General features: G+C 67.7%; 21 protein-coding genes. 4 read left to right on the forward strand and 17 right to left on the reverse strand.

The features are described from left to right. Nucleotides 1–19: 19 nt before the first annotated feature. Complete coding sequence (treY, locus tag ACR4XW_RS02760) at nt 20–2,341, forward strand: malto-oligosyltrehalose synthase (protein WP_434758979.1); 2,322 nt, start codon at nt 20–22, stop codon at nt 2,339–2,341. On the opposite strand, the gene ACR4XW_RS02765 is transcribed toward treY, so the two are convergent. From ACR4XW_RS02765 to ACR4XW_RS02785, 5 genes are read right to left on the reverse strand one after another with little or no spacing between them, the layout of a single operon-like run. Further along, the gene (locus tag ACR4XW_RS02765) at nt 2,325–3,500 is read right to left on the reverse strand and encodes a lipid-transfer protein (protein WP_434758980.1); all 1,176 of its coding nucleotides are present in this window, start codon (nt 3,498–3,500) and stop codon (nt 2,325–2,327) included. The two genes, treY and ACR4XW_RS02765, sit on opposite strands and share 17 nt — an antisense overlap. Then, nucleotides 3,497–3,916, reverse strand: a complete 420-nt coding sequence (locus ACR4XW_RS02770) for a MaoC family dehydratase (protein WP_434758981.1) — start codon at nt 3,914–3,916, stop codon at nt 3,497–3,499. Before ACR4XW_RS02770 ends, ACR4XW_RS02765 begins: the two co-directional genes overlap by 4 nt. Continuing rightward, complete coding sequence (locus tag ACR4XW_RS02775; protein ID WP_434758982.1) at nt 3,913–5,025, reverse strand: acyl-CoA dehydrogenase family protein; 1,113 nt, start codon at nt 5,023–5,025, stop codon at nt 3,913–3,915. The genes ACR4XW_RS02770 and ACR4XW_RS02775 overlap by 4 nt, the downstream gene beginning before the upstream one ends. Beyond that, a complete protein-coding gene (locus ACR4XW_RS02780) occupies nt 5,025–6,029 on the reverse strand; it encodes a bifunctional MaoC family dehydratase N-terminal/OB-fold nucleic acid binding domain-containing protein (RefSeq protein ID WP_434758983.1) in 1,005 nt (334 codons plus the stop codon). Before ACR4XW_RS02780 ends, ACR4XW_RS02775 begins: the two co-directional genes overlap by 1 nt. Beyond that, nucleotides 6,029–7,192 (reverse strand): acyl-CoA dehydrogenase family protein, encoded by a 1,164-nt coding sequence (locus ACR4XW_RS02785; RefSeq protein WP_434758984.1) that lies wholly within the window; start codon nt 7,190–7,192, stop codon nt 6,029–6,031. Before ACR4XW_RS02785 ends, ACR4XW_RS02780 begins: the two co-directional genes overlap by 1 nt. A gap of 126 nt (nt 7,193–7,318) precedes the next feature. Between ACR4XW_RS02785 and ACR4XW_RS02790 the strand changes: the two genes are divergently transcribed. After that, a complete protein-coding gene (locus tag ACR4XW_RS02790) occupies nt 7,319–7,945 on the forward strand; it encodes a TetR/AcrR family transcriptional regulator (protein WP_434758985.1) in 627 nt (208 codons plus the stop codon). Here the strand turns inward: ACR4XW_RS02790 and ACR4XW_RS02795 are convergent. Continuing rightward, nucleotides 7,933–8,694 (reverse strand): SDR family NAD(P)-dependent oxidoreductase, encoded by a 762-nt coding sequence (locus tag ACR4XW_RS02795; protein ID WP_434758986.1) that lies wholly within the window; start codon nt 8,692–8,694, stop codon nt 7,933–7,935. The genes ACR4XW_RS02790 and ACR4XW_RS02795 overlap by 13 nt on opposite strands. Nucleotides 8,695–8,975: 281 nt before the next feature. Here ACR4XW_RS02795 and casG point away from each other — a divergent pair, with 281 nt between their 5' ends. Next, the gene (gene casG, locus ACR4XW_RS02800; RefSeq protein WP_434758987.1) at nt 8,976–10,607 is read left to right on the forward strand and encodes a steroid-24-oyl-CoA synthetase; all 1,632 of its coding nucleotides are present in this window, start codon (nt 8,976–8,978) and stop codon (nt 10,605–10,607) included. 6 nt (nt 10,608–10,613) lie between these two features. Here casG and ACR4XW_RS02805 read toward each other — a convergent pair whose 3' ends face one another. The 8 genes from ACR4XW_RS02805 to ACR4XW_RS02840 form a co-directional block, all read right to left on the reverse strand. Then, complete coding sequence (locus ACR4XW_RS02805) at nt 10,614–11,972, reverse strand: MFS transporter (protein ID WP_434758988.1); 1,359 nt, start codon at nt 11,970–11,972, stop codon at nt 10,614–10,616. Between the two features lie 29 nt (nt 11,973–12,001). Further along, nucleotides 12,002–12,625: a PaaI family thioesterase gene (locus ACR4XW_RS02810; RefSeq protein WP_434758989.1), complete on the reverse strand. Its 624-nt coding sequence runs from the start codon at nt 12,623–12,625 to the stop codon at nt 12,002–12,004. Further along, entirely contained in the window at nt 12,622–13,497 is an 876-nt protein-coding gene (locus ACR4XW_RS02815) for a MaoC/PaaZ C-terminal domain-containing protein (RefSeq protein WP_434758990.1), read from the reverse strand. Before ACR4XW_RS02815 ends, ACR4XW_RS02810 begins: the two co-directional genes overlap by 4 nt. Before the next feature lie 13 nt (nt 13,498–13,510). Then, a complete protein-coding gene (locus ACR4XW_RS02820; RefSeq protein ID WP_434758991.1) occupies nt 13,511–14,698 on the reverse strand; it encodes a thiolase C-terminal domain-containing protein in 1,188 nt (395 codons plus the stop codon). Between the two features lie 10 nt (nt 14,699–14,708). Further along, nucleotides 14,709–16,886 carry an acyl-CoA dehydrogenase family protein gene (locus tag ACR4XW_RS02825; RefSeq protein ID WP_434758992.1) on the reverse strand — a complete coding sequence of 726 codons (2,178 nt, stop codon included), beginning with the start codon at nt 16,884–16,886 and terminating at the stop codon, nt 14,709–14,711. 10 nt (nt 16,887–16,896) lie between these two features. Next, on the reverse strand, nt 16,897–18,057 hold the full coding sequence (locus ACR4XW_RS02830; protein WP_434758993.1) for a steroid 3-ketoacyl-CoA thiolase: 1,161 nt from the start codon (nt 18,055–18,057) through the stop codon (nt 16,897–16,899). Nucleotides 18,058–18,123: 66 nt separating this feature from the next. Next, nucleotides 18,124–19,731: an acyl-CoA synthetase gene (locus ACR4XW_RS02835; protein WP_434758994.1), complete on the reverse strand. Its 1,608-nt coding sequence runs from the start codon at nt 19,729–19,731 to the stop codon at nt 18,124–18,126. A gap of 495 nt (nt 19,732–20,226) precedes the next feature. Further along, nucleotides 20,227–21,834, reverse strand: a complete 1,608-nt coding sequence (locus ACR4XW_RS02840; protein WP_434758995.1) for an acyl-CoA synthetase — start codon at nt 21,832–21,834, stop codon at nt 20,227–20,229. 135 nt (nt 21,835–21,969) lie between these two features. On the opposite strand from ACR4XW_RS02840, the gene ACR4XW_RS02845 reads away from it, so the two are divergent. Then, entirely contained in the window at nt 21,970–22,902 is a 933-nt protein-coding gene (locus tag ACR4XW_RS02845; RefSeq protein ID WP_434758996.1) for a 3-oxoacyl-ACP reductase, read from the forward strand. Between the two features lie 59 nt (nt 22,903–22,961). Here ACR4XW_RS02845 and ACR4XW_RS02850 read toward each other — a convergent pair whose 3' ends face one another. The 3 genes from ACR4XW_RS02850 to ACR4XW_RS02860 all read right to left on the reverse strand — a co-directional run bounded on the left by ACR4XW_RS02850 (nt 22,962) and on the right by ACR4XW_RS02860 (nt 25,206). Beyond that, on the reverse strand, nt 22,962–23,735 hold the full coding sequence (locus ACR4XW_RS02850) for an SDR family oxidoreductase (RefSeq protein WP_434758997.1): 774 nt from the start codon (nt 23,733–23,735) through the stop codon (nt 22,962–22,964). Between the two features lie 39 nt (nt 23,736–23,774). After that, a complete protein-coding gene (locus ACR4XW_RS02855; RefSeq protein ID WP_434758998.1) occupies nt 23,775–24,539 on the reverse strand; it encodes an SDR family NAD(P)-dependent oxidoreductase in 765 nt (254 codons plus the stop codon). A 64-nt stretch (nt 24,540–24,603) separates the two neighbouring features. After that, nucleotides 24,604–25,206 carry a TetR/AcrR family transcriptional regulator gene (locus ACR4XW_RS02860; RefSeq protein ID WP_434758999.1) on the reverse strand — a complete coding sequence of 201 codons (603 nt, stop codon included), beginning with the start codon at nt 25,204–25,206 and terminating at the stop codon, nt 24,604–24,606. Between the last annotated feature and the right edge of the window lie 145 nt (nt 25,207–25,351).

The raw sequence follows: 25,351 nt of genomic DNA on the forward strand, positions 1-25,351 counted from the left end.
CGATCGATAGGCTCGGGGCATGGCTACGCCGACCTCCACCTACCGCTTGCAGATCCGTCCCGGTTTCACCCTGCACGACGCAGCCGAACTGGTGCCCTACCTGGCCCGGATCGGCGTCGGCGCGGTGTATCTGTCGCCGATTCTGACCTCCACCACCGGCTCGGACCACGGCTACGACATCGTCGACCCGACCGCGATCGACCCCCAGCGCGGTGGCGAGGACGGTTGGCGGGCACTGCGTGACGCCGCGGCGGAAGCCGGGCTCGGCATCGTGATCGACATCGTGCCGAACCACCTCGGGGTGGGCACGCCGGTCGAGAACCCGTCCTGGTGGAGTGTGTTGCGGGAAGGACGCAACTCGCCCTATGCCGACTGGTACGACATCAACTGGGCGCGCGGCCCGATCCTGCTGCCGGTGCTCGGCGATGAGGTCTCGGCCGAGGACTTCGCCATCGAGGGCGACGAACTGCACTACCACGAGCATCGCTTTCCGCTGGCCGAAGGCAGCCACGACGCCGGCATGCCACTGTCGGATGTGCTCGATCGGCAGCACTACCGCCTGATCAACTGGCGCGAGGGCAACGAGGAACTGACCTACCGCCGCTTCTTCGCCGTCGCGGAACTTGCCGGGGTGCGGGTCGAGGATCCGGAAGTCTTCGAGGCCACCCACGCCAAGATCATCGAGCTGTTGAGCGATGAGACCGTGGTGGGGGTACGGGTGGATCATCCCGATGGCTTGGTCTCCCCCGGTGATTACTTGGCCCGGCTGCGCGAGCGGGCCGGGCAGCACCGCTGGCTGACCGCCGAGAAGATCGTCGAACCCGGTGAGGAATTGCCCGAATGGCCTATCGCCGGCACCACCGGTTATGACGCGATGCGCGAGGTCTGCCAGGTCTTGATCGACCCCTCCGATGAGCCGGATTTCAATCGTCTCTACCGCGACCTGACCGGGGACGAGCAGGACCTGCACACCCACGTACTGGACGGCAAGCGCCAGGCCGCGCGCGAACTGCTGCCCACCGAGGCCCGCCGGATCGCCACCCTGGTCGCCGGCGGTGAGGACACCGACCGCGCCGCGATGCACCGTGACCGGCTGGTCGAGGCCCTCGGTGAGTTGGCCGCGCACGTGCCGGTGTACCGCACCTACCTGCCCTTCGGGCGGCAGAACCTGACCACCGCGGCCGAGGGCGCCAAGGCGGCGCGGCCCGATCTGACCGACGAGGTCGACGAGATCGTGGCCGCGGTCGGTGAGGTCGGCACCGAGGCCCAGGTGCGATTCGAGCAGTTCAGCGGCGCGGTGATGGCCAAGGGTGTCGAGGACACCGCCTGGTACCGCTACAGCCGCTTCGTCGCGCTGAACGAGGTCGGCGGGGAGCCGGATCGGTTCGGGATCGGGGTGGAGGATTTCCATCGCCTGCAACAAGCCCGGCTGCGGGATTGGCCCGAATCGATGACCTCGATGTCGACCCACGACACCAAACGCGGTGAGGACGTCCGGGCCCGGCTGGCGGTGCTCAGTGAGATCGACCGGCCCTGGGAGGATTTCGCCGCGGCCTTCATGGCCCGCAGTCGGGTGCCCGACCGCCGGTTCGGGTATCTGATGGCCCAGACCCTGGTGGCGGCCGGTTCGATCGAATGTGAACGGATGCACGCCTATGCCGAGAAGGCGATGCGGGAGGCGGCCACCGGCACCCGGTGGACCGATCCCGACCCGCACTTCGAGGCGACCGTGCACGCGCTGGTCGACGAGGCCTACGAGGACCCCGATCTGCGCGATGCGTTGGCCCGGATGTGGGTGGTGCTGGAACAGCCCGGTTGGAGCAACACCCTGGCCCAGAAGGTGCTGCAGTTGACCATGCCCGGGGTGCCGGATGTGTATCAGGGCACCGAACTGTGGGACAACGCCCTGGTCGACCCCGACAACCGTCGTCCGGTGAACTTCGCCGACCGGGCCTCACGTCTGGATTGGATCGAGGACGCGGTCGGACGGGGCGAGGAACCGCCCCCGGTGGACGCCTCGGGCAACGCCAAACTGTGGATCACCGCCCAAACCCTGCGCACCCGACGCGACCATGCCGATAAGTTCACCGGTTACACCCCGGTGCGGGCCGAGGGCCCGGGCACCGACCATCTGATCGGGTTCGATCGGGGCGGGGTGATCACCTTGGCCACCCGGTTGCCCTATCGGCTGGCAGCGGCCGGTGGCTGGTGCGAGAGCGCGATCACCCTGGACGGCACCTGGCGCGATGTGTTCTCGGGCCACGAGTGGTCGGGCAGGGTGCAGCTGAAGGATCTGCTGCACCACTACCCGGTCAGCCTGCTGGTCAGTTCTGCGAGCTGAGCACCAAACCACTGGTCGGCACGCCGGTGCCGGCGGTGACCACCACATCGTCGATCGTGCCGGGCTGGTTCACCGACTCGCCACGAATCAGCCGCACGGCCTCGGCGATGCCGTTCATGCCGTGCAGGTAGGCCTCGCCGAGCTGGCCACCGTGGGTGTTCAGCGGCAGCTTGCCGTCGAGTTCCAGGTGTCCGTCGGCGATGAAGTCCTTGGCCTCACCGCGTCGGCAGAAGCCGAGTTCCTCGAGCTGGGTGAGCACGAACGGGGTGAAGTGGTCGTACAGAATCGCCGCGTCCATGTCGTCGGGGGTGCGCCCGCTCTGCTGCCACAGTTGGTCGGCGACCAGCTTCATCTCCGGCAGACCGGTGATCGAGGGCCGGTAGTAGGAGGTCATCATCAGCTGATCCTCGGCGATGCCCTGGGAGGCACCGGTGACCCAGGCCGGCTTGTTCTTCAGATCCTTGGCCCGCTCGGCCGAGACCACCACCAGAGCCTGCCCGCCGTCGGTCTCCTGGCAGCAGTCCAGCAGATGCAGGGGTTCGGCGATCCAGCGGGAGTTCTGGTGATCCTCGATAGTGATCGGGCGCTCGTAGAACCAGGCGTTCGGGTTGTTAGCCGCGTGTTTGCGGTCGATCACCGCGATCTGCCCGAAGTCGGTCGAGGCCGCACCGTATTCGTGCATGTAGCGGCGGGCGTTCATCGCCACCCATTGCGCCGGGGTGGACAGCCCGTAGGGCGTCATCCAGGAGTACGCGGCCCGGTCGGCCGAGACGTCCATCGGACGGTCGGCCTGGCCGAGCCCGAAACGCATTCCGGAGCGTTCGTTGAACGCCCGCCAGCACACCACCACATCGGCCAGGCCGGCGGTGATCGCCGCGGCGGCATGGGCGACGGTGCCACAGGCGGCGCCACCACCGTGAGCGACCCGGGAGAAGAAGGTCTGCTCCTTGATGCCGATGCTGCGGGCGATCTGGATCTCGGAGCTGGACTCCATGGTGAAGCTCACCATGCCGTTCACCTCGGACGGGTGAATGCCGGCATCGTCCAGGGCGGCGAGCACCGACTCACAGGCCAGTTGCAGTTCGCTGCGGCCCGAGGCCTTGGAAAACTCGGTCGCGCCGATCCCGACGATCGCGCTGGTTCCCGAAATCGCGCTCATCGAGACACCTCCGGAAGTTCGATGGTTGCGGTACCGGAGAGGTGGTTGCCGAGGCTGTTCGCCCCGACCACCTCCAGGTCGATGGTGCGGGCCTGTTCGTCCTTGGCCAGCACCTTGCCCTTCATGGTCATGGTGTCCCCGGGGTAGTTGGACACCCCGAGACGGATCTTCACCCGCTTGACCCGGGCATTCGGCCCGGCCCAGGCGGTCACGTAGCGGTCGACCATCCCGTTGCTGGTGAGGATGTTCATGAAGATGTCCTTCGAGCCGCGTTCCACCGCGAGCACCGGGTCGTGGTGGACGTCCTGGTAGTCGCGGCTGGCCAGCGCGGTGGCGATGATCAGGGTGCGGGTGATCTCGATCGGATCCTCGGGCAGCGTGTCGCCCACCTGCACCGTGTCGAAGTCGATGCTCACGAGGTCACCTCCTCGGCGGCGAGCAACTCACCCAGGTCGGCCAGCGCGGCGGCAGCGCCGCCGAGGGTGCCCGAGATCTGCTTGCCCCACAGGAAGTTGCGGTGCACCGGGTAGTCGACGTCCACGCCGATACCACCGTGCAGGTGCTGGACGCGGTGCACCACGTCCAGACCACCCTGGTCACACCACCACTTGGCCACCAGGACGGCCCGGTCGGCGCTGTCCTCGTTGTTCTCCAGGGCGGTGATGGCCTCCCAGAGGGTGACCCGCATCGCGTCGATGTCGATCCAGCAGTCGGCCAACTGGTGCTGGACGGCCTGGAAGGTGCCCAGCGGACGGCCGAACTGTTCGCGTTCCCGCAGGTAGTCGGCGGCCAGGGTGAGGGCCCCGTCGGCCACGCCCACCTGGATCGCGGCCAGGGCCAGCGAGGACAGGGTGATCGCGCGGCGGACCGCCACCCCGTCGGTCTGCCCCAGCAGGGTGGCCGGGGCGTCGGTGAGGGTCAGATTGCCGGCCCGGTCGTGGGTGGTGGTGTGGGTGTACTCCCACGCCACGCCCGTCCCGTCGGCCTCGACCAGGAACAGGCCGGTGCCCTGGTCGGCAACCCGGGCGCTGACCAGCACACCGGCCGCACCGGCCGGGGTCGGCACGATCGCCTTCTCACCGGTGAGCACCCACTGCTCGCCCTCGCGGCGAGCGGTGGTCTGCGGGTCGGCCGGTTCCTGAGCACCGAACTCCTCCAGGGCGATGGTGAGCCGGGCGGTGCCCTCGGCCAGAGCGGGCAACTGCTCCCGCTGGGTGTCGTCGCCGAACTGCTCGACCAGCAGGGCCGAGACCATCGCGCTCCACAACGGAGCCGGCGCCACGGTGCGGCCCTGTTCCTCCAGCAGCGCGGCCATGCCGTGCAACCCGAGGTCGGAACCGCCGGCGTCCTCGCCGAGGGCCACGCCGACCAGGCCGGCCTCGGTCAGGGACTTCCAGAGCTTCTCGTCGGTGCGCGACTCGGTGTTCTCGATCGCGCGCACCTGGTCGACGGTCGCTCGGTCGGTCAGGATCTCGCGGGCCAGGTCGGCAACGTCCTGGACGCTTTCGTCACGGTTGAAGTCCATCACTGCTCCTGTTCGGTCACCGGTCGGAAAACCGGCAGGGTCAAGTCGGGGTCGGCGTCCAGCCATTCCAGGCGCACCGGCATCCCGATGGTGATGTCGGCGGGATCGATGCCCACCAGGTTGCTGATCAGGCGGGTGCCCTCGGCGAGTTCCAGCACCGCGATCGGCAGCGGGTAGTCGAAGGCCGGATGCGGCGGGTGGTGCGCCACGATGTAGCTGTAGACGGTGGCCTCACCGCTTGCCTCGACGGTGTCCCAGTTGAAGGACTGGCAGTGCGGGCAGGCCGGGCCCGGCGGGTGCCGCAGCTCCCCGCAGTCGGCGCAGCGCTGAATCACCAGACGGTGTTCCTTGGCCGCGTCGAACCAGAACTGGTTGTCCAGGTTGATCGCCGGACGGGGTCGCAGCGCGCGTGCCTTCCCTTCCTCGGGCTTCTCTTCCTCGGGCTTCTCGTCCACGGCGGGCTTGTCCTGCGCGGGCATCCGTCCGGTGCCGGGCTTGAAGCGCAGGGTGCGCCAGTTCTGCACCGCCACGACCTCGTCGTTCTGGTCGCGGTAGGTGCGCACGGTGGTGATGAAGCGACCCACGCCCAGGCCGGTGGCCTTCTCCGGGGAGATCGATTCGACCACCTCGTCGGCGTCGACCTCATCGCCGGGCACCAGTTCGCGGTGGAACTCGAAGTCCGAGTCGGTGGCCACCACCGAGGTGTAGCCGCCCTCGTCCAGCAAAGCGATCAGTTCGCCCATTCCTCCGGCACCGCCGCCGGCCAGGTGTGCCTTCAGCCCGCGCATCGTCCAGGCCTGGGCCATCGTGGCGGGGGCCACGATCTGGTCGCGGCCGGTGGCCCGGGCGGCTTCGGCGTCGGTGTAGATCGGGTTCTCGTCGCCCATCGCCTCGACCCAGTGTCGGATCATCGCCTGGTTGACCGCATCCTGGCCCTTGCGTCGGGGGGTCACCTGGTGGCCGACGAAGGCCTGCAGCCGGGCTTCGTAGTCGTTGTCGCTCATCAGGCCCTCTTCACCCGCGGCATGTTCAGGCCCTGGGTGGCCACCATGTCGCGCAATACCTCGTTCACGCCGCCACCGAAGGTGTTGACGATGCCCTGACGGGAAAGCTGTTCGATCTGACCGGCCAGCTCGGCACCCGGCTGTTCGGGACGCACCCGGCCACCCGCGCCCAGAATCTGGGTCAGCGCCCGCTGCACATCGATGTGGGTCTCGGTGCCGTAGGCCTTCGCGGCCCCGGCGGTGGCTCCTGTGAGCTTGTCCTCGTTGACCGCGGCGGTCATCTTCCAGTTCATCAACCGCATCGCCTCGAGCTTGGCGTAGGTGCGGGCGAACTCCGCACGCACCCAGGGCTTCTCGATCGCGCCGGTCTGCTTGGCCCAGGCGAGCACCTGCTCCCACAGGGCGATCATCCGGCCACCCAGGGCGGCCAGGCCGATCCGCTCGTGGTTCAACTGGGCGGTGATCAGGCGCCAGCCGCCGTCCACCTCACCGACGGTTTCACTGCGCGGTACCCGGACGTTCTCGTAGTAGGTCGCGGTGACGACCATGCCACCCACGGCCTGGATCGGGGTCCAGGAGAAGCCCTCGGCATCGGTCGGCACGATGATGATCGAGACGCCCTTGTGCTTGGGGGCCTCGGGGTCGGTGCGGGCGGCCAACCAGACGTAGTCGGCGGTGTTGGCGCCGGAGGTGAAGATCTTCTGGCCGTTGATCACCCAGTCGTCCCCGTCGGCGACGGCCTTGGTGCTCAGCGAGGCCAGGTCGGTGCCGGCGTTGGGTTCGGTGTAGCCGATCGCGAAGACGATGTCGCCGTTGAGGATGCCGGGCAGGAAGCGCTTCTTCTGTTCCTCGGTGCCGTACTGCATCAGGGTCGGGCCGACGGTGTTGACCGTGACGAAGGGGAAGGGCAGGCCGGCGCGCTGTACCTCGTCGAAGAAGACGTACTGCTCGTCCAGGGAGCGGCCCTGACCGCCGTACTCGGTGGGCCAGCCGATACCCAGCCAGCCGTCACGGCCGAACATCTTGACCACTTCGCGGAAACTCTCGCCACCGACACCTTCTTCGCCGACCCGGCGGCGCTGTTCGGGGGTGAGTAGTTGGGCGAAGTAGGCGCGCAGTTCGCGGCGCAGCTCGAGCTGCTCCGGTGTTTCTCGCAAATCCATGTCAGTCCTCGGGTCTCTCGGGGAACGGGTCAAGTTCACCAGAACGGTAGACACCTGTCAATCCCGTATCTATCAATCTGTAGTGCGTAGGTATACAGCAGTCTTGAAGATGTCTATGCTGATTGGATGGACACCTCTCCACCGAACCCCCCGGTGGTTGCCCCGCTGCTGTCGCCGGCTCGGGCGGCCACCCGGCAGAAGCTCATCGCCGCCGCCATCGACCTGGCGACCGAGGGCGGCTACGAGGCGGTGACCGTGCGCACCGTTGCGGCCCGGGCCGAGGTGTCGGTACCCACCGCCTACCAGCACGCTTCCTCGAAGGACCAACTGCTGGTCGAGGCCCTGTTGGAACTGGGTGGGCGGTCCACCGCCGGCGTGCAGCAACGCCGACCCGCCGGGGACTCCCCCGCCGACCGGGTCAGCGACGTCTTCCGCCGGATCATGGCCCAGGTGGCCGACAAACCGCTGCTCTACCAGGCGATGTACCGCGCCTTCGTGGCCTGGGGGCCGGCCCTGCCCGAGGGCATCGGCTTCGGCCCCGAGCGCGCGGCGTGGATCGGTGCCGCCCTGCGCGCCGGGGACACCCAGGGCCATTCCGAGGAGTCCCTGGACGAGGCGGCCAGCATCCTGAGTTGCATGTTCCTGGGGGCAATGGTGTCGGTGACCACCGGCCGACCGATCCCCGAGGTGCTCGAGGTGCTGATCACCACCGTGCACCGTCTGCTCCCTTCGTCCGGCAATCAGCCGAAGTAGGCCTGGCCACCGTCCAGCGGTAGTACCGCGCCGGTCATGTACTGCAGGTCGGTGCCGACCAGGGCGACGACGGCTCGTCCGATATCGGCCTCACAGTCACCGATCCGCCCCATCGGGATGGTCTTGACGAACTCCGCGGCCTCTTCGGGGAAGTTCTCGGTCCACCACTGCAATGCCGGCGACAGCGCGTGCGGGGCGACCGCATTCACCCGAATGCCGTCGGCGGCCCATTCGGCGGCCGCGGTGCGCGATACCGCCTTCACCGCCTGCTTGGCCGCGGCGTAGGCGCCGTACCCGGTCGGATCCCAGCGCACCATCGCCGAGGTGACCAGGTTGATGATGTTGCCGCCCCCGCGGGCCACCAGGTGCGGGTGGGCCGCCTTCATCGCCGCGAAGGTTGCGAAGGGGCCGGAGACGAATCCCCTCTGGAAGCCGGCATCGTCCAGGTCGAGCAGTTTGCCGAGCTTGCCGGTGTAGGCGTTGTTCACCAGGATGTCGAGGCCGCCGAAGTCCTCGGCCACCTGATCGACCATCGGCTTGATCCCGTCGAGATCGGTCACATCGAGTTCGTAGGCTCGGGTCTTGACCCCGAGTTCGGCCAGTTCGGCCGCGGCCCGCTCGACCTTCTCCAGGGTCCGTCCGACCGCGGCGATCTCAACGCCCTCCTTGGCCAGGGCCGTGGCGATACCGTGCCCGACTCCCTGTCCGGCTCCGGTGATCAGAGCCACCTTTCCCGTCAACGCTCCCATCGGCGCTCCTTCCCTCCCGGCCATCTTTGGTGCTGCCGTCGTCGACGGTCAGGACCGGTCCCGGTCATCGAAAACCTCGCCGGCGAAGTGGGCGATGGATGAAAACGCACCCCAAGTGGGCGAAATGGGGTGCCGCGTGCCTCCTGACCGGCTGTGGGGTGCGTTTTCATCCACGGCGCCCGGCAACCAGCAGAAACGCCTATCCCGGTGATCGATAACGGCCGTGAATTTGTGCTCGCCGGTCACACACCATGTCCTTCAACATCGTGGGAAGGGACAAGATGACTGACGCTGCGCAGATGCAGGCCCAAGTGATGGGCAAGCTGGTGGGTCCGGGCGGACCGTTCGAGATGGTGCCGGCCGAGGTCTTCGGCACCACCCTGCCGGTTTTCGCCAACCGTGATCGAAATCTGCAGCAGGTGCTGGCCGATTCGGCCCAATACGGTGACCGGCCCTACATCATCACCCGCGAGGAAACCCTGAGCTTCACCGATCATCTGCGCGAGGTGGCCGGTCTGGCCGAGAAGCTGCGCACCGACCACGGCATCGAGGCCGGCGACCGGGTGATGATCGCCGGGGCCAACCGGGTTGAGTGGATCGTGGCCTTCTGGGCGATCCAGGCCCTCGGCGCGGTGGCGGTGGCCGGCAATGCCTGGTGGAGTGCCCGGGAATGGGCCCACGGCCTCGGCCTGACCACCCCGAAGCTGGTGGTGGCCGATCGGAAGCGGGCCGATGCGATGGCCGAGGTGATCGGTGACCTGCCGCTGCTGTCCTTCGACGATGTTCGCGGCCACGGCACTTCGGACAGTGCCCTGCCCGAGGTCTCCTGCGATGAGATGGACCCGGCGGCGATCCTGTTCACCTCCGGCACCTCGGGCCTGGCCAAGGCCGTCACCCACGTGCACCTCAACATGTCGATGGTGAATGCCTACCACCGTATGAACGACGCCATCGCCACCGCCTTCGGTGACCCAACCGATCCCAAGGACAAGCGTTATCTGCTGGCCCTGCCGCTGTTCCACATCGCCAGCCTGCACAACCTGGCGATGCCGCGGCTGGCGACCGGGTCGACCGTGGTGCTGCACCTGGGCGCCTTCGATGTCGACCAGGTGTGCCGACTGATCGAGTCGGCCCGGGTGACCAGCTGGGGCGCGCCGCCGACCATGGCGCACCGCATGGTCGAGCACGGGGTGGAGGGCTATGACCTGTCCAGCCTGACCTCCTTCGCGCTGGCCACCGCCCCTTCCTCGCCGGCGTTCAAGGAGCGGGTGCGGGCCGGGCTGCCCTTCGCCACCCAGATGGTCGACTCCTACGGCATGACCGAAACCTCCACCGGGGCCGCGGTCGCCACCCCGATGGACGTGATCAACCATCCCGGCACGGTCGGCCGCGCCGGGCTCGGGATCCAGATCGAGATCCGCGATGTCTTCAACGAGCCGGTCGCCGACGGGGTCGAGGGCGAGGTATGTGTACGCAGCGCCTACAACATGGCCGGGTACTGGGGCAATGAAGAGGCCACCCGGCAGGCCCTGGAGCCCGACCACTGGTTGCACACCGGTGACATCGGGATGTTGCGCGACGGCCTGCTGTACCTGACCAGCCGACGTTCGGACCTGATTCTGCGGGGCGGGGAGAATGTCTACCCCGCCGAGGTCGAGAACGTGTTGACCGAACATCCGGCGGTGCGGGAGGTGGCCGTGGTCGGCATCGAGCACGCCGACCTGGGCCAGGAAGTGATGGCCGTGGTGGTGATCGACGACCGGGCCGAGGTGTCGGAGGAGGCTCTGCAGGAGTATGCCGCCGGCCAGCTCGCCTACTACAAGGTGCCTTCCAAGTGGCAGCTCACCACCGAGCCGCTGCCGCGCAATGCCACCGGCAAGGTGGCCCGCAAGCAGCTCCCGGGTCAGGGCTGAGCCGGATCAGCCTTCGGCATTCTTCGCCGGATGGGGGATGCCGAAGGCCAGCACCACCGACGACAGCGCCGCCACCACGGCGGTGATCAGGGCGATCGTCATCACCGCCGGGCCGGCGAAGTCGGCACCGCCGACCGATACCCGGTGCAGCGACAGGATCATCGCGGTCACCGCACCCGACACCGTGAGCCCGATCGTGCGCATCAGCGCGTTCAGGCCGTTGGCGGCCCCGGTGCGCTCATCGGGCACCCCGTTCATGATGATCAGCGGCAGGGCGGCATAGGTAAGCCCGAATCCGACGCTGGCCACCACCGTGGCGACGACGACCTTGGCCGGCCCGCCCAGAATCAGGGCCAGGCCGTAGCCGACCGCGACGAAGACCGAGCCGATCTGCAGGGTGGCGCGGGGCCCGACCCGCCGCGACACGATGCCCGACATCGGCCCGGCGAGCATCATCGCGATACCGCTGGGCATCAGCAGCAGGCCGATGTGGGCCACGCTGAGCCCCAGGCCGTAACCCAGTTCGATCGGGGCGGAGATCATGATCGGAAAGACCAGGTTCGACACGAACATGCCGTAGCCCATCGCGAAACCGGTGACATTGGCCCAGAACAACGACGGGGTCAGCGACAGTCGCAGATCGACCAGAGGGTCCTTGGTCCGCCACTGATAGACCAGCCACACCCCGAGCACCAGCAAGCCGGCGACCAGCAGGCCGAGCACCCGCAGGCTCAGCCAGCCCCACTCGGGGCCCTGGGTGATCACCACCAGCAGGGCGAGGGTGCCCACCGCGAAACCGATCGCGCCGGGGACGTCCATCGACCCCGCCCGGTGCCGGACGGGATCGGCCGGGATCACCCGCAGCACCAGCAGCATGCACAGCACCGATTGCACCGCGGCGAACCAGAACAGCCAGCTCCAGTGCACGTACATCAGGGCACCGGCCGAGATCGGCAGTGCCAGTGCCCCACCGAAGCCCATCGTGGCGCTCAGGGTGCCGGCCCCCGATTGCAGCCGGTGGGCCGGCAACAGGTCACGCATCAGGGCCAGTCCGATCGGGATGATGCCCATCCCGAGGCCCTGCATGGCCCGGCCGATCACCATCGGCACCAGGGAACTGCTCAGGGCCGAGACCACCGAGCCCCCGGCGACCACGGCCAGGCAGATCAACAGCATCCGGCGTTTACCGAAGATGTCGGCGAGCCGTCCGCTGATCGGGTGTGCCACGGCCCCGGTGAGCAGGGTCGCGGTGAGTACCCAGGAGGCGCCGACCAGGTCGGTGCCGAGGATCGCCGGCAGATCCGGGATCAACGGCATCACGACCGTTTGCATCAGCACGGCGCTGAGTGCGGCCGCGCACAGCACCAGAACGATCGTGGTCGGCCCCGGCCGCCTCAGCGTGGTCGTGGGAGCTCCTTGGCGATGAAGAACCCCTCGGTGGTGACGGTGTGCACCCCGTTGGCCGCGATCGACCCCTCGGTCCAGATCTTGCGTCCCTCGACGCGCACCTGTTTGCCGGTGATGGTCAGGGGCGTGAACAGTGGGGTCGGGTGGTGGTAGTCGACGGTGAGCCGGGCGGTCATTCCCGACAGCCCGCCCCACCAGTTCGCCACCCCGAGGGTGTGATCGAGCAGCATCGCCGACACCCCACCGTGGACGAATCCGGGCGGGCCCTGGTAGGGCAACCCAAGGGTCACCTCACCGGAGATCGAACCGTCCTCATGGCCGGTCAGGGCCAGCGGCGGGGCGATCGCGTTCTCGGGTCCGGTGATCGGATCGTGCCGGGTGACGCCCTCCCCCGCCCACATGTCGACGAGTCGCTCGTCGATCGAGGGGGCGTGGGATTCCAGGTATTCGGCGACCTGATTCAGTTGCTCGGCGATCGGACGCATCTCCGCGGCGGTGTTGTCACCGGCATGCAGCAGGGCGTTGATCACCCGGCGGGCAGCGTCGACCGCCGCGTCCACCCCCTCGTTGTTGGGGGCGGCGGTGAGTTCGTCGCTGTGGGGTTCGGTCATGCACGCACCTTGGCCACCGCGTGGGTGAGCACCGGGGCGTCGTCGCGTTCGGGGCAGGTGGATGCCAGCAGCAACTCGTCGCCCTCGCGCCACACCTTGGTCTCGATGGTCTGACCCGGGTAGATCGATCCGGCGAAGCGGACGGTCAGGGACTCGAGCCGGGTCGGGTCACCGTCGAGGACTTCGTCGACCAGGGTGCGGGCCACGGTTCCGTAGGAGGCCAGGCCGTGCAGGATCGGCTTCTCGAAGCCGGCCATCGAGGCGAAGGCCGGGTCGACGTGCAACGGGTTCAGATCACCGTTGAGCCGGTACAGCATCGCCTGACGTTCGTCGGTGGCCGAGGTCAGCACATGGTCGGGTTCACGTTCGGGTGCCGACCAGGTGCTCTGCGGGCCCGGGTCACCCCCGAAACCGCCCTCACCGCGCACGAAGATCTGCATCACATTGGTCCACAGCGGGGCGCCGTCGGCGTCGGTCGCGGCGGCTTCCATCTCGATCACCGCGGCCTTGCCCTTGTCGTAGATGTTGCTGACCCGGGTGGCCACCGAGGCGGTGCCGCTGGCCGGAATCGGCTGGTGCACCGTCACCGTCTGGCCTCCGTGGAGCACCTTGTACAGGTCGATGTCCAGGCCCGGACGGTCCAGTCCGGAGGTGCCGCCACCGCGGTCCTCCCCGGCCGAGATGCCCCCGCCGGCGACCATCGCGAAGGTCGGCAGCACCTTGAGGTTCTTCTCGTAGACGTAGTCGAGATCGTCCTCGCCCCGGTTCCCGGCTCCCACCGAGAGGTTGTAGAGCAGGACGTCGCGGCGGGTCCAGGCAATCTCTGCGGTGGTCGGCTCGGCCTCGAGCGCCACCTTCGGATCGATCGGCATTTTCCGGCTCCTCTCAGATGCCCTTGCGGTAGACGGTGACCACGCAGGCCCCACCCAGCCCAAGATTGTGCTGCAGTCCGACCTTGGCGTCCGGAACTTGCCGCTGATCGGCCATGCCGCGCAGTTGCCAGGTCAGTTCGGTGCACTGGGCCAGGCCGGTGGCGCCCAGCGGGTGGCCCTTGGAGATCAGGCCGCCGGACGGGTTCACCACCCACTTGCCGCCGTAGGTGGTCTGGCCCGATTCGACGAGCTTGCCGGCCTCCTCGGGGGCGCACATGCCCAAGCCGGCGTAGGTGATCAGTTCGTTCACCGAGAAGCAGTCGTGCAGTTCGATCACGTCGACGTCGTCGATGGTGATCCCGGCTTCGCCGAGCGCCTCGGCGGCGGCCTGGCGGGTCATCGGGGCTCCGACGGCGTCGATCATCGAGCCGTTGAAGCCCTCGTCGGTGTCGGTGACCAGCGACTGGCCGATGATCTCGACGACCCGGTCGTCCAGGCCACGCTCGCGGGCGAACTTCTCGCTCACCACCACCGCGGCGGCGGCGCCGTCGGAGGTCGGCGAGCACTGCGAACGGGTCAGCGGGCCGTGGATCGGCTTGTCGTTCAGCACCTGCTCGAGGGTGTACTCGTCGCGGAACTGGGCGTAGGGGTTGTGCACCGAGTGCTTGTGGTTCTTCACCGCGACCGCGGCCATCTGCTCCACCGTGGTGCCGTAGCGTTCCATGTGCTCCAGGCCGGCGTTGCCGAACATCTGGGTGGTCAGCGGCGCGGACGACCACTCGTACTTGTCGGTCATGATCTTGATGTGCGGGTCGAGGGTGGTGACCTTGGGCTTCTCGAAGCTGCCCGCCATCGAGGTCTTGGTCATCTTCTCGAAGCCGACCGCCAGGGCGACATCAACCAGCCCGGCACCGACCCATTCGCGGGCCATCTGCAGTGCGGTGGAACCGGTGGCGCAGTTGTTGTTCACGTTCACCATCGGGATGCCGGTGCGCCCGACCACGTAGAGGGCGCGCTGGCCGGCGGCCGAGGGCTGGAAGACATAACCCACCGCGGCCCGCTGCACATCGGCGTAGTCGAGGCCGGCGTCGGCCAGGGCCGTGTTCACGGCCTCGGCGACCATCTCGGGGTACTCGTCCTCGCGGGTTTCGATCTTGGTGAACTTGGTCATGCCGACACCGGCGACGAAGGTCCTGTTCACTGTTGTTTCCTCACTTCTTGGTGGGTTCGGGGTCACGGGGCAAGCCCAGGATGCGCTCACCGATGATGTTCAACTGCACGTCGGTGGTTCCACCGGCGATGGTCAGACAGCGGGTGTTGAGGAAGTACCACATCGGGTCACGTTCCTTGTCGTCCTCGTCCGGACGGATCAGGGCCCGCTGGCCCTGCATCTCCACCACGGTCTCCCACACCCGCTGGGCGTGTCCACCGCTGAACAGTTTGGCCACCGACGAGCCCGGGCCGGGCTGTGCGCCGCTGATCGAGCGGATCGTCTCGCGCAGCGACAGCAGCCGTCCGCTCTGCGATTCGCAGACCAGGCTGCCGATCTTGGTCAGGGTTTCCAGGTCGTCCTTGCCCTGGGCCAGGTCGGCCAGCATTTCCAGGCCGTCGCCCATCGACGAGAGCTGCGACATGCCGACGCGTTCGTTGGCCAGGGTGGTGATCGCCACCTTCCAGCCGTCGCCGGGGCCGCCGACGATCATGTCATCGGGGATGAACAGGTCGTCGAGGAAGACCTCGTTGAACATCGCCTCACCGGTCAGCTCGCGCAGCGGACGGATGGTGATGCCGGGCGATTTCATGTCGACGATGAAGTACGACAGACCCTTGTGTTTGGGCACGTCCGGGTCGGTGCGGGCCAGCAGAATGCCGTAGTCGGGCGGGATGTGCATCGAGGTCCAGACCTTCTGGCCATTGACCTTCCAGCCGCCCTCGACCTTCTCCGCGCGGGTGCGGATCGAGGCCAGGTCGGAGCCGGCGCCCGGCTCGGAGAAGAGCTGGCACCAGGAGATCTCACCGTTCAGCGAGATCGGGACGAACTTCTCCCGGTGGGCGTCGGTACCCCAGTGGATCAGCGACGGAACCACCCAGGTGCCGATCACCATGTCGACCGGGGTGACCCCGGCGTTGGCGATCTCCTCGGAGATCACCAGTTGGGTCAACCCACTGGCCCCCTTGCCCCAGGGTTGGGGCAGGTGCGGCAGGGTGTAGCCCTTCTCGGCGAGGTAGCGGCGCTGCTCGCCGGCGTCCATCGCCTTGGCCGGTTCGAGTTCGGCGCGGATCTCGGCACGGATCTGCTCGGCTTCTTCCGGCAGCTCGACGCCGAGGGTGCGGCGGACACCGCTGAGCACCAGGCGGGCGACCCGCTGCTGGTAGTGGGCCTCCGACCCGAGGGTGAGCCGCAGGGTGTGTGCCCGGCGCAGGTAGAACCCGGCCAGGTGCTCCCAGGTGAAGCCGATGCCGCCGAGGGTTTGGATCAGGTCCTTGCTGTTGGTGAAGCCGGCTTGGACGCTGGTCGCCGCAGCCACCGAGACGGCCAGACCGATCTCGTCGGGGGCGTCGTCGATCGCGTTGGCGGCGTCCCAGGCGCAGGCCCGGGCGGCTTCGCCGTGGGCCAGCATCCAGGCGACCCGGTGCTTCACCCCTTGGAATTGGCCGATCGGACGGCCGAACTGTTCGCGCACCTTGGCGTATTCGGTGGCGGTGCGGGTGGCCCAGTCGGCGATACCGCTGGCTTCGGCGGCGTAGAGGGCGCTGACGACATCCCAGGGCAGCATGAAGTCGATGTCCAGCACCGCAGCCGCGGCGACGGTGGTGTTCACCTCGACGGTGGCGGTGCGGCGGGTCAGGTCGTGGCTGTTGACCTGGGTGGCGGTGAACTGGTCACCGGTGAGCACCACCCAGTTGATACCGCCATCGTGCATCACCGGCAGCACCAGCACGTCGGCCAGGTGTCCCGACATCACCACCAGGTTCTCGCCGCTGAGTTGGTAGCCGCCGTCACCGGTGGGGGTGGCCTTGACCGGGGTGATCGCGACCGCGCCGATCAGGCTGCCGTCACCCAGGCCGCGCAGGTGTTCGCGGTGTCCGGCCCGGGCCAGAATCGCCGAGGCCTGGACGGTGGGGACGAAGGGTCCGGGCACCAGGCCATAACCCAGCGCCTCGGTGACCACGGCGAGTTCGGCGATACCGAGACCGGAGCCGTCGGCCTCCTCGTCCAGGTGCACGGCGAGCAGGCCCATCTCGGCCAGGTTCGACCAGTGCTCGGGCAGGGTTTCGCTCTCGGCATCGATCGCGGTGCGCAGGACGTCCTCGGTGATCTGCTTCGAGACGAATGACTGCACCAACTGATGCAGTTCCACCTGTTCGTCGGTCAATCCGATCGTCATGGGAGTCTCCTCAGATCCGCTCGATGATGCAGGCGGTGGCATGCGCCCCGCCGGCGCACATGGTCACCAGGGCGGTGTGCTGCCCGGTGCGTTCCAGTTCGTTGACCGCCTGGGTGATCAACCGGGCACCGGTCGATCCGACGGCGTGACCGAGGGCGATCGCGCCCCCGTTGACGTTCACCTTGTTCAGGTCGGCTTCCATCACCTGTGCCCAGGACAACACCACCGAGGCGAAGGCCTCGTTGATCTCGATCAGGTCGATGTCGCCCATCGTCATGCCGGTGCGGGCGAGCACGTCCCGGGTGGCGTCGATCGGGCCGTCCAAGTGGTAGTAGGGGTCGGAGCCGACCAGGGTGGAGGCCAGCAGCCGCGCCCGGGGCCGCAACCCCTCGGCCTCGGCACGTTCCCGGCTCATCAGCAGTACCGCGGCGGCCCCGTCACTGATCTGCGAGGAGTTGCCGGCGGTGTGGATGCCCTCGGGGATCACCGGCTTCAGTGCGGCCAGTTTCTCGGCCGAGGTCTCCCGCAGGCCCTGGTCACGGTCGACCAGGTGGGTTTCGTCGGTGGGTCCGTCGGCCCCCATCACCGGGGCCTCCACCGGCACTACCTGGGAGTCGAACCGGCCCTCGGCCCAGGCGCGGGCGGCCAGTTCCTGGGAACGCAGCCCCAGCGCATCGGCTTGTTCCCGGGTGATGCCGCGCAGTTCGGCGATGCGTTCGGCAGCGGTGAACTGGTCGGGCAGGTCGACCTCGAAACTCGGCGGGAAGGGGTTACCGGTGCCGGGGGTGGCGGCTGCCCCGAGGAAGACGCGGGACATCGATTCGACCCCGCAGCCGATGCCGGCGTCGATCCGTCCCGATTCGATCAGGGCGGCGATCAACTGCACCGATTCCTGGGACGAACCGCAGGCGCAGTCGATCGTGGTGCAGGCCGTGGCGTACGGCAGGCCGGACGACAACCAGGCGTTGCGCACCACATTGTTCGACTGCTCGCCGGCCTGGGTGACACAGCCGCCGATCACCTGGCGCACGATGGCCGGGTCGATGCCGGCCCGCTCGACGACGGCGCGCTGGGCCACGCCCAGCAGGTCTGCGGGGTGCACCCCGGACAACACCCCGTAGCGTTTGCCGACCGGGGTGCGTGCTGCTTCGACGATGACTGCTTCGGCCATGGGGTTCCTTTCGTCGGACATGAATCGGGTGCCGGACACAACCTCCGGCACCCGTTCACGGCTGGATCAGTTCAGCGTGCGTTTGGCCCAGCGGTAATCCGCCTTGCCGGACGGGGAGCGGACGATGCTGTCCACCACCTTGACCACCGCGGGCAGTTTGTAGCCGGCGAGGTGTTCGCGCAGGTGGGCCTTCAGTCCCTCCTCGGTGAACTCACCGGCACCCTCGCGGAGTTGGACGACCGCGCCGACCCGGTGGCCGTAGGTGTCGTCCTCGACGCCGGCGACCAGGCAGTCCTCCACCGGCGGGTAGGCCTTGATCGCCTGCTCCACCTCTTCGGGGAAGACCTTCTCGCCACCGGTGTTGATCACCCCGGAGCCACGGCCATGCACGATGATCGTGCCGTCCGGTTCGATCTCGGCCATGTCGCCCAGGATCACCCAGCGCTGCCCTTCGATCACCGGGAAGGTGCGGGCGGTGCGTTCCTCGTCGCCGTAGTAGCCCATCGGGATGTGGCCGGTGCGGGCCACGTAGCCGAGGTCGCCCGAGCCGGGCTCGACCGGGCGGAGGTTCTCGTCCAGCACGGTGACCGAGGGCTTGGGGGCCAGGCGCATCAGCCCGTCCTCCCCCAGGGTGATGGTGCCGTCGACACCAGATTCGGAAGCGCCGAAGGAGTTGCCCAGGATGATGTTGGGCAACTGTTCCTTCAACTCGGTCTGCACGGTCTCGGAGAAGATCGCGCCTCCGCCGCCGACGTAGAACAGCGACGACAGGTCGTACTCGCTGCCGTGGTCACGGAGCGCATCGGCCAGCGGACGGGCGATCGCGTCGCCGACGATCATGCAGATGTTGATCTTGTACTTGTCGACCAGGGCCAGGAACTCCACCGGGTCGTACTTCGGCATCATGATCGTGGTGTGACCGGCCAGCAGCGCGGTCCACACGGTGTACAGCGCGGCACCGTGCATCAGCGGCGCGGTGAGCGAGTACACGATCTGCATCGCTTCGGGATTGGTCACCCCGGCGACCAGTTCCTCGGCATTCATGTACGGGTCACCGTAGGGGTTGGCGCCGGTGAGGCAGGCGAAGTAGAACGCCTCGTGACCCCAGATCACACCCTTGGGCATGCCGGTGGTGCCGCCGGTGTAGATCACCAGGGTGTCGTCGGATCGGCGCTCGTCCACCAGCGGGGCGGTGGTGTCGGCCGAGCCCACCGCCTGTTCGTAGTCCTCGATCGTGACGCCCTCGGGGGCGGTCAGGTCGGCGGCCGAGGCGTGCTCGTCGGCGGTGACCAGGAAGAGCTTGATCTGCGGGGTTTCGGCGATGATCTCGAGGTCACGGCCGACGAACTCACCGGAGACCACGACGGCCTTGAGGTCGGCGTCGTTGAACAGGTAACTGAGTTCGGCACCGGTGTAGCGGTAGTTGATATTGATCGGCACCGCGCGGGCCTTGAAGGCGCCGAGCAGGGTCTCGACATAGGCGTGGGAGTTGAGCATGTGGATGCCCACGTGATCACCGGGCTTGATGCCGGCGGAGATCAGGTAGTTGGCAACCCGGTTGGCACGTTGGTCCAATTCGGCGAAGGTGCGGGGCTCGTCGCGGCACACCAAAGCAATACGCTCCGGCACCGCGGCGGCGACGGCTTCGTACAGATTTGCAAGATTCAGGGTCACGCGGCTAGGGAACCAAGTGGGCACTACCGCCGCGTAGCCCCGGTCCCAGCCAGTGGACCAGAACCTCACGGGCCCACCAGTGCCGCTGGGCTGAACCCGCCCGAAGCAGCGCTGTCACCTTCGCGGTGTGCGGGGTTGTTCGTCGTCGTGGATGAAACCGCACCTCTGGGCGGCCCATCTCGTGCCGTCAGGCCGGATCGGGCAGTTTGGGGTGCGTTCTCATCCATCGGCTTGGCGGCCACCGGTCTTGGGTGCGGGGGTTGTCGCTGTCTCGGGGGTCTCTGGGGCGGCCATGTGTCTGCTGGAACTGGCCTGTTTCAGTGTCGCGAAGCTGTCTACGTGGATGCCGGAGCGAAACCAGGCTGGTTGCAGCCGCAGGGCCGAAACCCTCGGGTACGTAAATCCACAACTCAGCCCGCGGATTCGGGTCGGAGCCGGCGAATGGCCCAGGTGAGTTGAAGGTTTTGGTACCTGTCCGTGGCATCACGCCGGGAATCAGGGGTTGAGTTGCCGTTTCGCCCAGCGGTAATCGGCCTTGCCGGTGGGTGAGCGCAGCACCGCGTCGACGATCTTGACCACCGCCGGCACCTTGTAGCCGGCCAGGGTGCCGCGGCAGAACTGCCGGATCTCCTCGGGGTCGGTGCCGGCCGCCTCGGGACGAAGTTCGACCACTGCCCCGACCCGTTCGCCGAAGCGCGCGTCGGCAACCCCGGCGACCAGGCAGTCCATCACCCCGGGATGGGCTTTGAGGGCTTGTTCGACCTCTTCGGGGAAGACCTTCTCGCCACCGGAGTTGATGGTGCCCGAGCCACGGCCGTGGATGATGATGGTGCCGTCGGTGGCGACCTCGGCCAGATCACCCACGATCGACCAGCGTTCCCCGTCGATCACCGGGAAGGTGGCGGCCGATTTCTCGGGGGCGTTGTAGTAGCGCAGCGGCACGTGGCCGCGCCGCGCGACGAACCCGAGTTCGCCGGTGCCGACCGAGACCGGCTCGAGGCGATCGTTCAGGACGGCGGCGGTGGGGCTGGCCGGCATCCGCATGGTGCCATCGGGAGCCATCTCCAGGGCACCGTCGGCACCGGTTTCGGACGACCCGAAGGTGGTCGCCACCCGGGCCTGCGGCATGGCGGCGCGCAGGTCGTCCTGAACCGAGGGCGACAGGATCGCCCCTCCCGAACCCAGTACCCGCACCGAGGACAGGTCGAACTCACCGGGGTGTTGCTTGATGGCATCCACAATCGGACGGGCGGTGGCATCGCCCACCAGCTGCACCACGTTGACGCCGTGCCGGTCGATCCGGCGCAGCACGTCCAGGGCGTCGAACCGGGGCAACAGGACGACCTTGGAGCCGGAGTAGAAGGCGGTCAGCATCGCGTACATCGCCGCCCCGTGCATCAACGGCGCCGACACCATGTTGACCATCTGTTCGGTGCGTTCCACCGCGGCGGCCACCAGGGCTTCGGCGCTGCGATGTGGCGGGCCGTAGCGGTTGCCGCCGACCAGGGCGGCGAAGTAGAAGTCCTCGTGCCGCCACACCACGCCCTTGGGCATCCCGGTGGTACCACCGGTGTAGAGGATGAACAGGTCGTCGGCCGAGCGCTGGTCGGTCGGCGGCGTGGTGTCGCCGGCCTCGGCCAGGGCGGTCTCGTAGTCGACCGCGGTCAGACCATCGGGCCAGTCGGTGTCCTCGACGGTGCCGTGTTCGTCGGCGACCACCATGATGTGGCGCAGCTTCGGCAACTGTGGCTTGAGGTCGGCGCTGTGCGGGGCGTAGGCGCCGGAGGCGATCACCGCGACCAGATCGGCATCGGCGAACAGGTACTGCAGTTCGTGGCCGGTGTAGCGGTAGTTGATGTTGATCGGCACGGCGCGGGCCTTCAACACCCCGAGCAGTGATTCGACATAGGCCAGGCTGTTCTGAGCATGCAGGCCGACGTGCTCCCCGGGAGTGATCCCGGCCGCGATCAGGTGGTTGGCCACCCGGTTCGCGCGGCGGTCCAGATCGGCATAGCTCAGTTCGACGTCATTGCAGATCACCGCGATGCGGTCGGGGATGGCCGCAGCGACGGCCTCGTACAGGCTGGCAAGATTCAAAGTCACGACGCGACGTTAAGCATCCCGACGCGGATCGGGCACGGGCGGTCCCAACCAGCCGGACCATCGATCGGTGCGGCCGGTTCTGCCCGGCTAACGTCCGCTTGGTACACAGCCTGCCCAGAAACATCAGGAGAATCCATGAGCAACGAAACTTCCCTGGACGGCAAGAACGCCGTCGTCACCGGCGCCGGAGCCGGCCTCGGCCGCAGCGAGGCCCTGGCCCTGGCCCGGCAGGGCGCCAACGTCGTGGTCAACGACATCGGTGAGAAGGCCGACGAGGTGGTGGCCGAGATCAAGGCCCTCGGTCGCGACGCGATCGCGGTCAAGGGCGATGTCAGCGATTGGAAGTTCGCCGCCGGTCTGGTCGACGCCGCCGTCGACACCTGGGGCAGCCTCGACATCCTCGTCAACAACGCCGGTGTGCTGCGCGACACCGTGCTGTTCAACATGACCGAGGACATGTGGGACGACGTGATCCGGGTGCACCTGAAGGGCCACGCCGCCACCAGCACCCACGCCGCCAAGTACTGGCGGGCCAAGGGCAAGGCGGCTCCCGATCAGAAGATCTTCGGACGGGTGATCAACACCTCGTCCGAGGCCGGTCTGTTCGGTTCCGGCGGACAGCCGAACTACTCCGCGGCCAAGGCCGGGATCACCGCGCTGACCCTGTCGACTTCCCAGGCGTTGGCCAAGTACGGGGTGACCGCGAATGTGATCGCCCCGCGGGCCCGCACCGAGATGACCTCGCACGTGTTCGCCGAGGACCCCAACGACAACAGCACCGACATCCTGTCCCCCGACCGGGTGGGCGATTTCGTCGCCTACCTGGCCTCCCCGGCCGCGCAGAAGGTCAACGGACAGCTCTTCGTGGTGTACGGCAAGTTCGTCGCCCTGCTGAAGCCGGCCGAGGTCGAGAAGCGCTTCGACGCCGCCGGTGACATCTTCACCGTGGACGAGTTGGCCGAGCAGTTCCAGCCCTACTTCGCCGACCGCAGCCCGTACCAGACCTTCGCCGCGTACTCGCTGGCCAAGCTCGACGACACCGGGGTGCAGAACCTGCAGGCTCGCTGAGACAGCAGAAGGCCGGGTCCCCACGGGCGGGGACCCGGCCTTCGCCGTTCATCGGGGTCTCAGACCCGGTCCTGCGGTCGCAGGGTCACCTCCACACCACGGTCGGTGTAGATGATCTGACCGGTGCACATGGTGTTCTCCGCCGAGGCGAAGAAGGCGATCACCGGGGCGAGGTCCTCCGGCTCGGCGTGACCCAGCAACGGCATCGGCTGTACCCGATCCAGCACCTCGGTCAACCGCGGGTCCTGGGCGATCGCCTGGCCCATCGGGCTGAGGATCACACCGGGGGCCATCGCATTCACCGCGATCCCGTCGGGCGCCCAGGCCAGCGCGGTGCGACGGGTCCACTGGGCCACCGCATTCTTGGACGAGTTGTAGTTCGTCTGCCCACGGCCTTCCTCGGCCGCCTTGGCGCCGGCCTGGCAGGCAGCTTCTTCGTCGTGGGCCAGGCAGGCCTCGACGATCGCCGGGTCTGGCTCCTGGGTGCCGGCCACCGAGGAGGCCAGCACCACGAGGCGGGGTTCGGCACTGGCCCGCAGGGCTTCGTGGATGCCCTCGGCGAACTCGACCACGCCGAAGTAGTTGACCGATACGGTGAGCGGCTCGGGGCGGCTGATGCCGGCCGCCAGGATGGCGGCGTCGATCTTGCCGTCAGACAGCTTCAGCACCTCGTCCACCGCTTGTTTGCGGCCCTCCGGGGTGGACAGGTCGGCGTTCACCTCGACGCCCTTCAAGTCCACCCCGATCACGGTGTGCCCCTGACTGCGCAACAGTTCGGTGACCGCCTTGCCGATACCCGATGCCGCACCGGTAACCACTACTTGCCGTGCCATGTCTTCTCCCATCCGGTCGATCGTCCTTCGATCGATCCCTCAACTGATGTGTGCGCCGCCGTCGAAACGGACATCGGTGCCGGTCATGTGCGCGGCCTCGTCGGAGGCCACGAAGGCAATCACCCCGGCGACCTGATCGGGTTCGGTGAAACCGAAGTGCCGTTGCTCCTGCCGGTAGAAAGACAGATCGATGTCGGTCTTGGACAACTCGCCCAGTTCACCCTGTACCGCGAAGGTGAGCGGGGTATTCGTCCCACCGGGCGAGACCGTGTTCACCCGAATCCGGCGTGGCAGCAGTTCGGCGGCCAGGGTGCGCGAGAAGCCGAGCACCGCGCCCTTCGAGGCCGCGTAGGCGGTCATGTAGGGGTAGGCCTGGTGCATCGACAGCGAGCACATCGACACGATCGCACCGCCGTCGCGAAGGTGCGGAAGCGCCTCGCGGGTCACCATGAAGACGCTCATCACGTTGATGTCGAAGGTCTTGCGCACCACGGCCATGTCGAGCCCGTCCATCGGGGTCGCCAGATGGACGCCGACGATGTTCAACAAGACGTCGAAACCGCCCAGCTTCTCGGCCGCCTCGGCGACCCCGTCGATGACGGACCGCTCGTCGGTGACGTCGGTGACCCGGGTGGTGATCCGTTCCGGATTCTCGGCCATCGACACGGTCTCGGCCATGCCCTCGGCGGAGATGTCCAGGGCGAAGATCTCGGCACCCTCGGCGGCCAGCCGCAAGGTGGTGGCGCGTCCGATCCCGGAACCGGCACCGGTGATCAGGACCCGTCGTTCGGAAAATCTGTTCATGGGCCGATTCAACCGGCGGCCCAACCGATGACGGGGAATCTCCCGCTGAAGGGGACCGATTGGTTCAGGCGTCGGCAATCCGGGCCAGCAACAGTTCGCAGGCGACCCGCATCTCTTCGAGGGCTTCGAGCTGGGTGCTGCGCCCGTTGAGGTGGGCGACCAGCACACCGAACCAGCAGCGGCTGATCAACCCGGCCACCAGCAGCTCCTCCTCGCTGGGCTTGACCACTCCGGCGATGCGCAGCAACTGGACTCGGAAGGCATAGTCGGAATCGATGGATTCCTGGTCGGGGGCGGCATGGAAGTTCGCGCGGGTCAGGGCATCGGCCAGCAGGGGCCGGCTCATCAGCACCAGGGTGGCGTGATGCAGGTAGGCCGAGACGCGTTCCCCGGGGCTCAGTGAGACGTCGATCTCGGGCATATTGCGGGCCAGGCTGTCGACCTGGGAGCGCATCACCGCCGAGTACAGATGGGTCTTGGACGGGAAGTATCGGTACAAGGTGGCGATCGCCACGCCGGATTCCTTGGCGATGTCGAGCATCTGCACCCCGTCGAAGCCCTGCTTGGTCGCCAACCTGGTGGCGGCACGCAGGATGCGGCTGCGGCGGGCACGTTGTTCGGCGGACTCGGGTGTCGCCGTGGGTCGCTCGGCAACCATCTTGACCATGCGTACCTCTCTGTCCCTGGGGTGTGGGGCTAGCGTTGCCCAGCAAACGCTATCTGCGGAAGGAGGGGGTACCGAAGGCTGGGACGGGCCTGAGACAATGGTCTGATTGGCCCCGCCGAGGCGGCGTGTGACGCTTCCAATCACC

The organism is Pseudenemella bisphenolivorans, from assembly GCF_051133435.1.
In the GTDB taxonomy this organism is placed as follows: Bacteria; Actinomycetota; Actinomycetes; order Propionibacteriales; family Propionibacteriaceae; genus JAAYAO01.

Coding starts and splice junctions, on each gene's coding strand:
- ACR4XW_RS02830 (WP_434758993.1), bottom strand. CDS start 18,057: ATGGCCGAAGCAGTCATCGTCGAAGCAGCACGCACCCCGGTCGGCAAA.
- ACR4XW_RS02850 (WP_434758997.1), bottom strand. CDS start 23,735: ATGGCACGGCAAGTAGTGGTTACCGGTGCGGCATCGGGTATCGGCAAG.
- ACR4XW_RS02855 (WP_434758998.1), bottom strand. CDS start 24,539: ATGAACAGATTTTCCGAACGACGGGTCCTGATCACCGGTGCCGGTTCC.
- ACR4XW_RS02775 (WP_434758982.1), bottom strand. CDS start 5,025: ATGGACTTCAACCGTGACGAAAGCGTCCAGGACGTTGCCGACCTGGCC.
- ACR4XW_RS02815 (WP_434758990.1), bottom strand. CDS start 13,497: ATGCCGATCGATCCGAAGGTGGCGCTCGAGGCCGAGCCGACCACCGCA.
- ACR4XW_RS02780 (WP_434758983.1), bottom strand. CDS start 6,029: ATGAGCGACAACGACTACGAAGCCCGGCTGCAGGCCTTCGTCGGCCAC.
- ACR4XW_RS02810 (WP_434758989.1), bottom strand. CDS start 12,625: ATGACCGAACCCCACAGCGACGAACTCACCGCCGCCCCCAACAACGAG.
- ACR4XW_RS02795 (WP_434758986.1), bottom strand. CDS start 8,694: ATGGGAGCGTTGACGGGAAAGGTGGCTCTGATCACCGGAGCCGGACAG.
- ACR4XW_RS02765 (WP_434758980.1), bottom strand. CDS start 3,500: ATGAGCGCGATTTCGGGAACCAGCGCGATCGTCGGGATCGGCGCGACC.
- ACR4XW_RS02845 (WP_434758996.1), top strand. CDS start 21,970: ATGAGCAACGAAACTTCCCTGGACGGCAAGAACGCCGTCGTCACCGGC.
- treY (WP_434758979.1), top strand. CDS start 20: ATGGCTACGCCGACCTCCACCTACCGCTTGCAGATCCGTCCCGGTTTC.
- ACR4XW_RS02790 (WP_434758985.1), top strand. CDS start 7,319: ATGGACACCTCTCCACCGAACCCCCCGGTGGTTGCCCCGCTGCTGTCG.
- ACR4XW_RS02860 (WP_434758999.1), bottom strand. CDS start 25,206: ATGGTCAAGATGGTTGCCGAGCGACCCACGGCGACACCCGAGTCCGCC.
- ACR4XW_RS02785 (WP_434758984.1), bottom strand. CDS start 7,192: ATGGATTTGCGAGAAACACCGGAGCAGCTCGAGCTGCGCCGCGAACTG.
- casG (WP_434758987.1), top strand. CDS start 8,976: ATGACTGACGCTGCGCAGATGCAGGCCCAAGTGATGGGCAAGCTGGTG.
- ACR4XW_RS02825 (WP_434758992.1), bottom strand. CDS start 16,886: ATGACGATCGGATTGACCGACGAACAGGTGGAACTGCATCAGTTGGTG.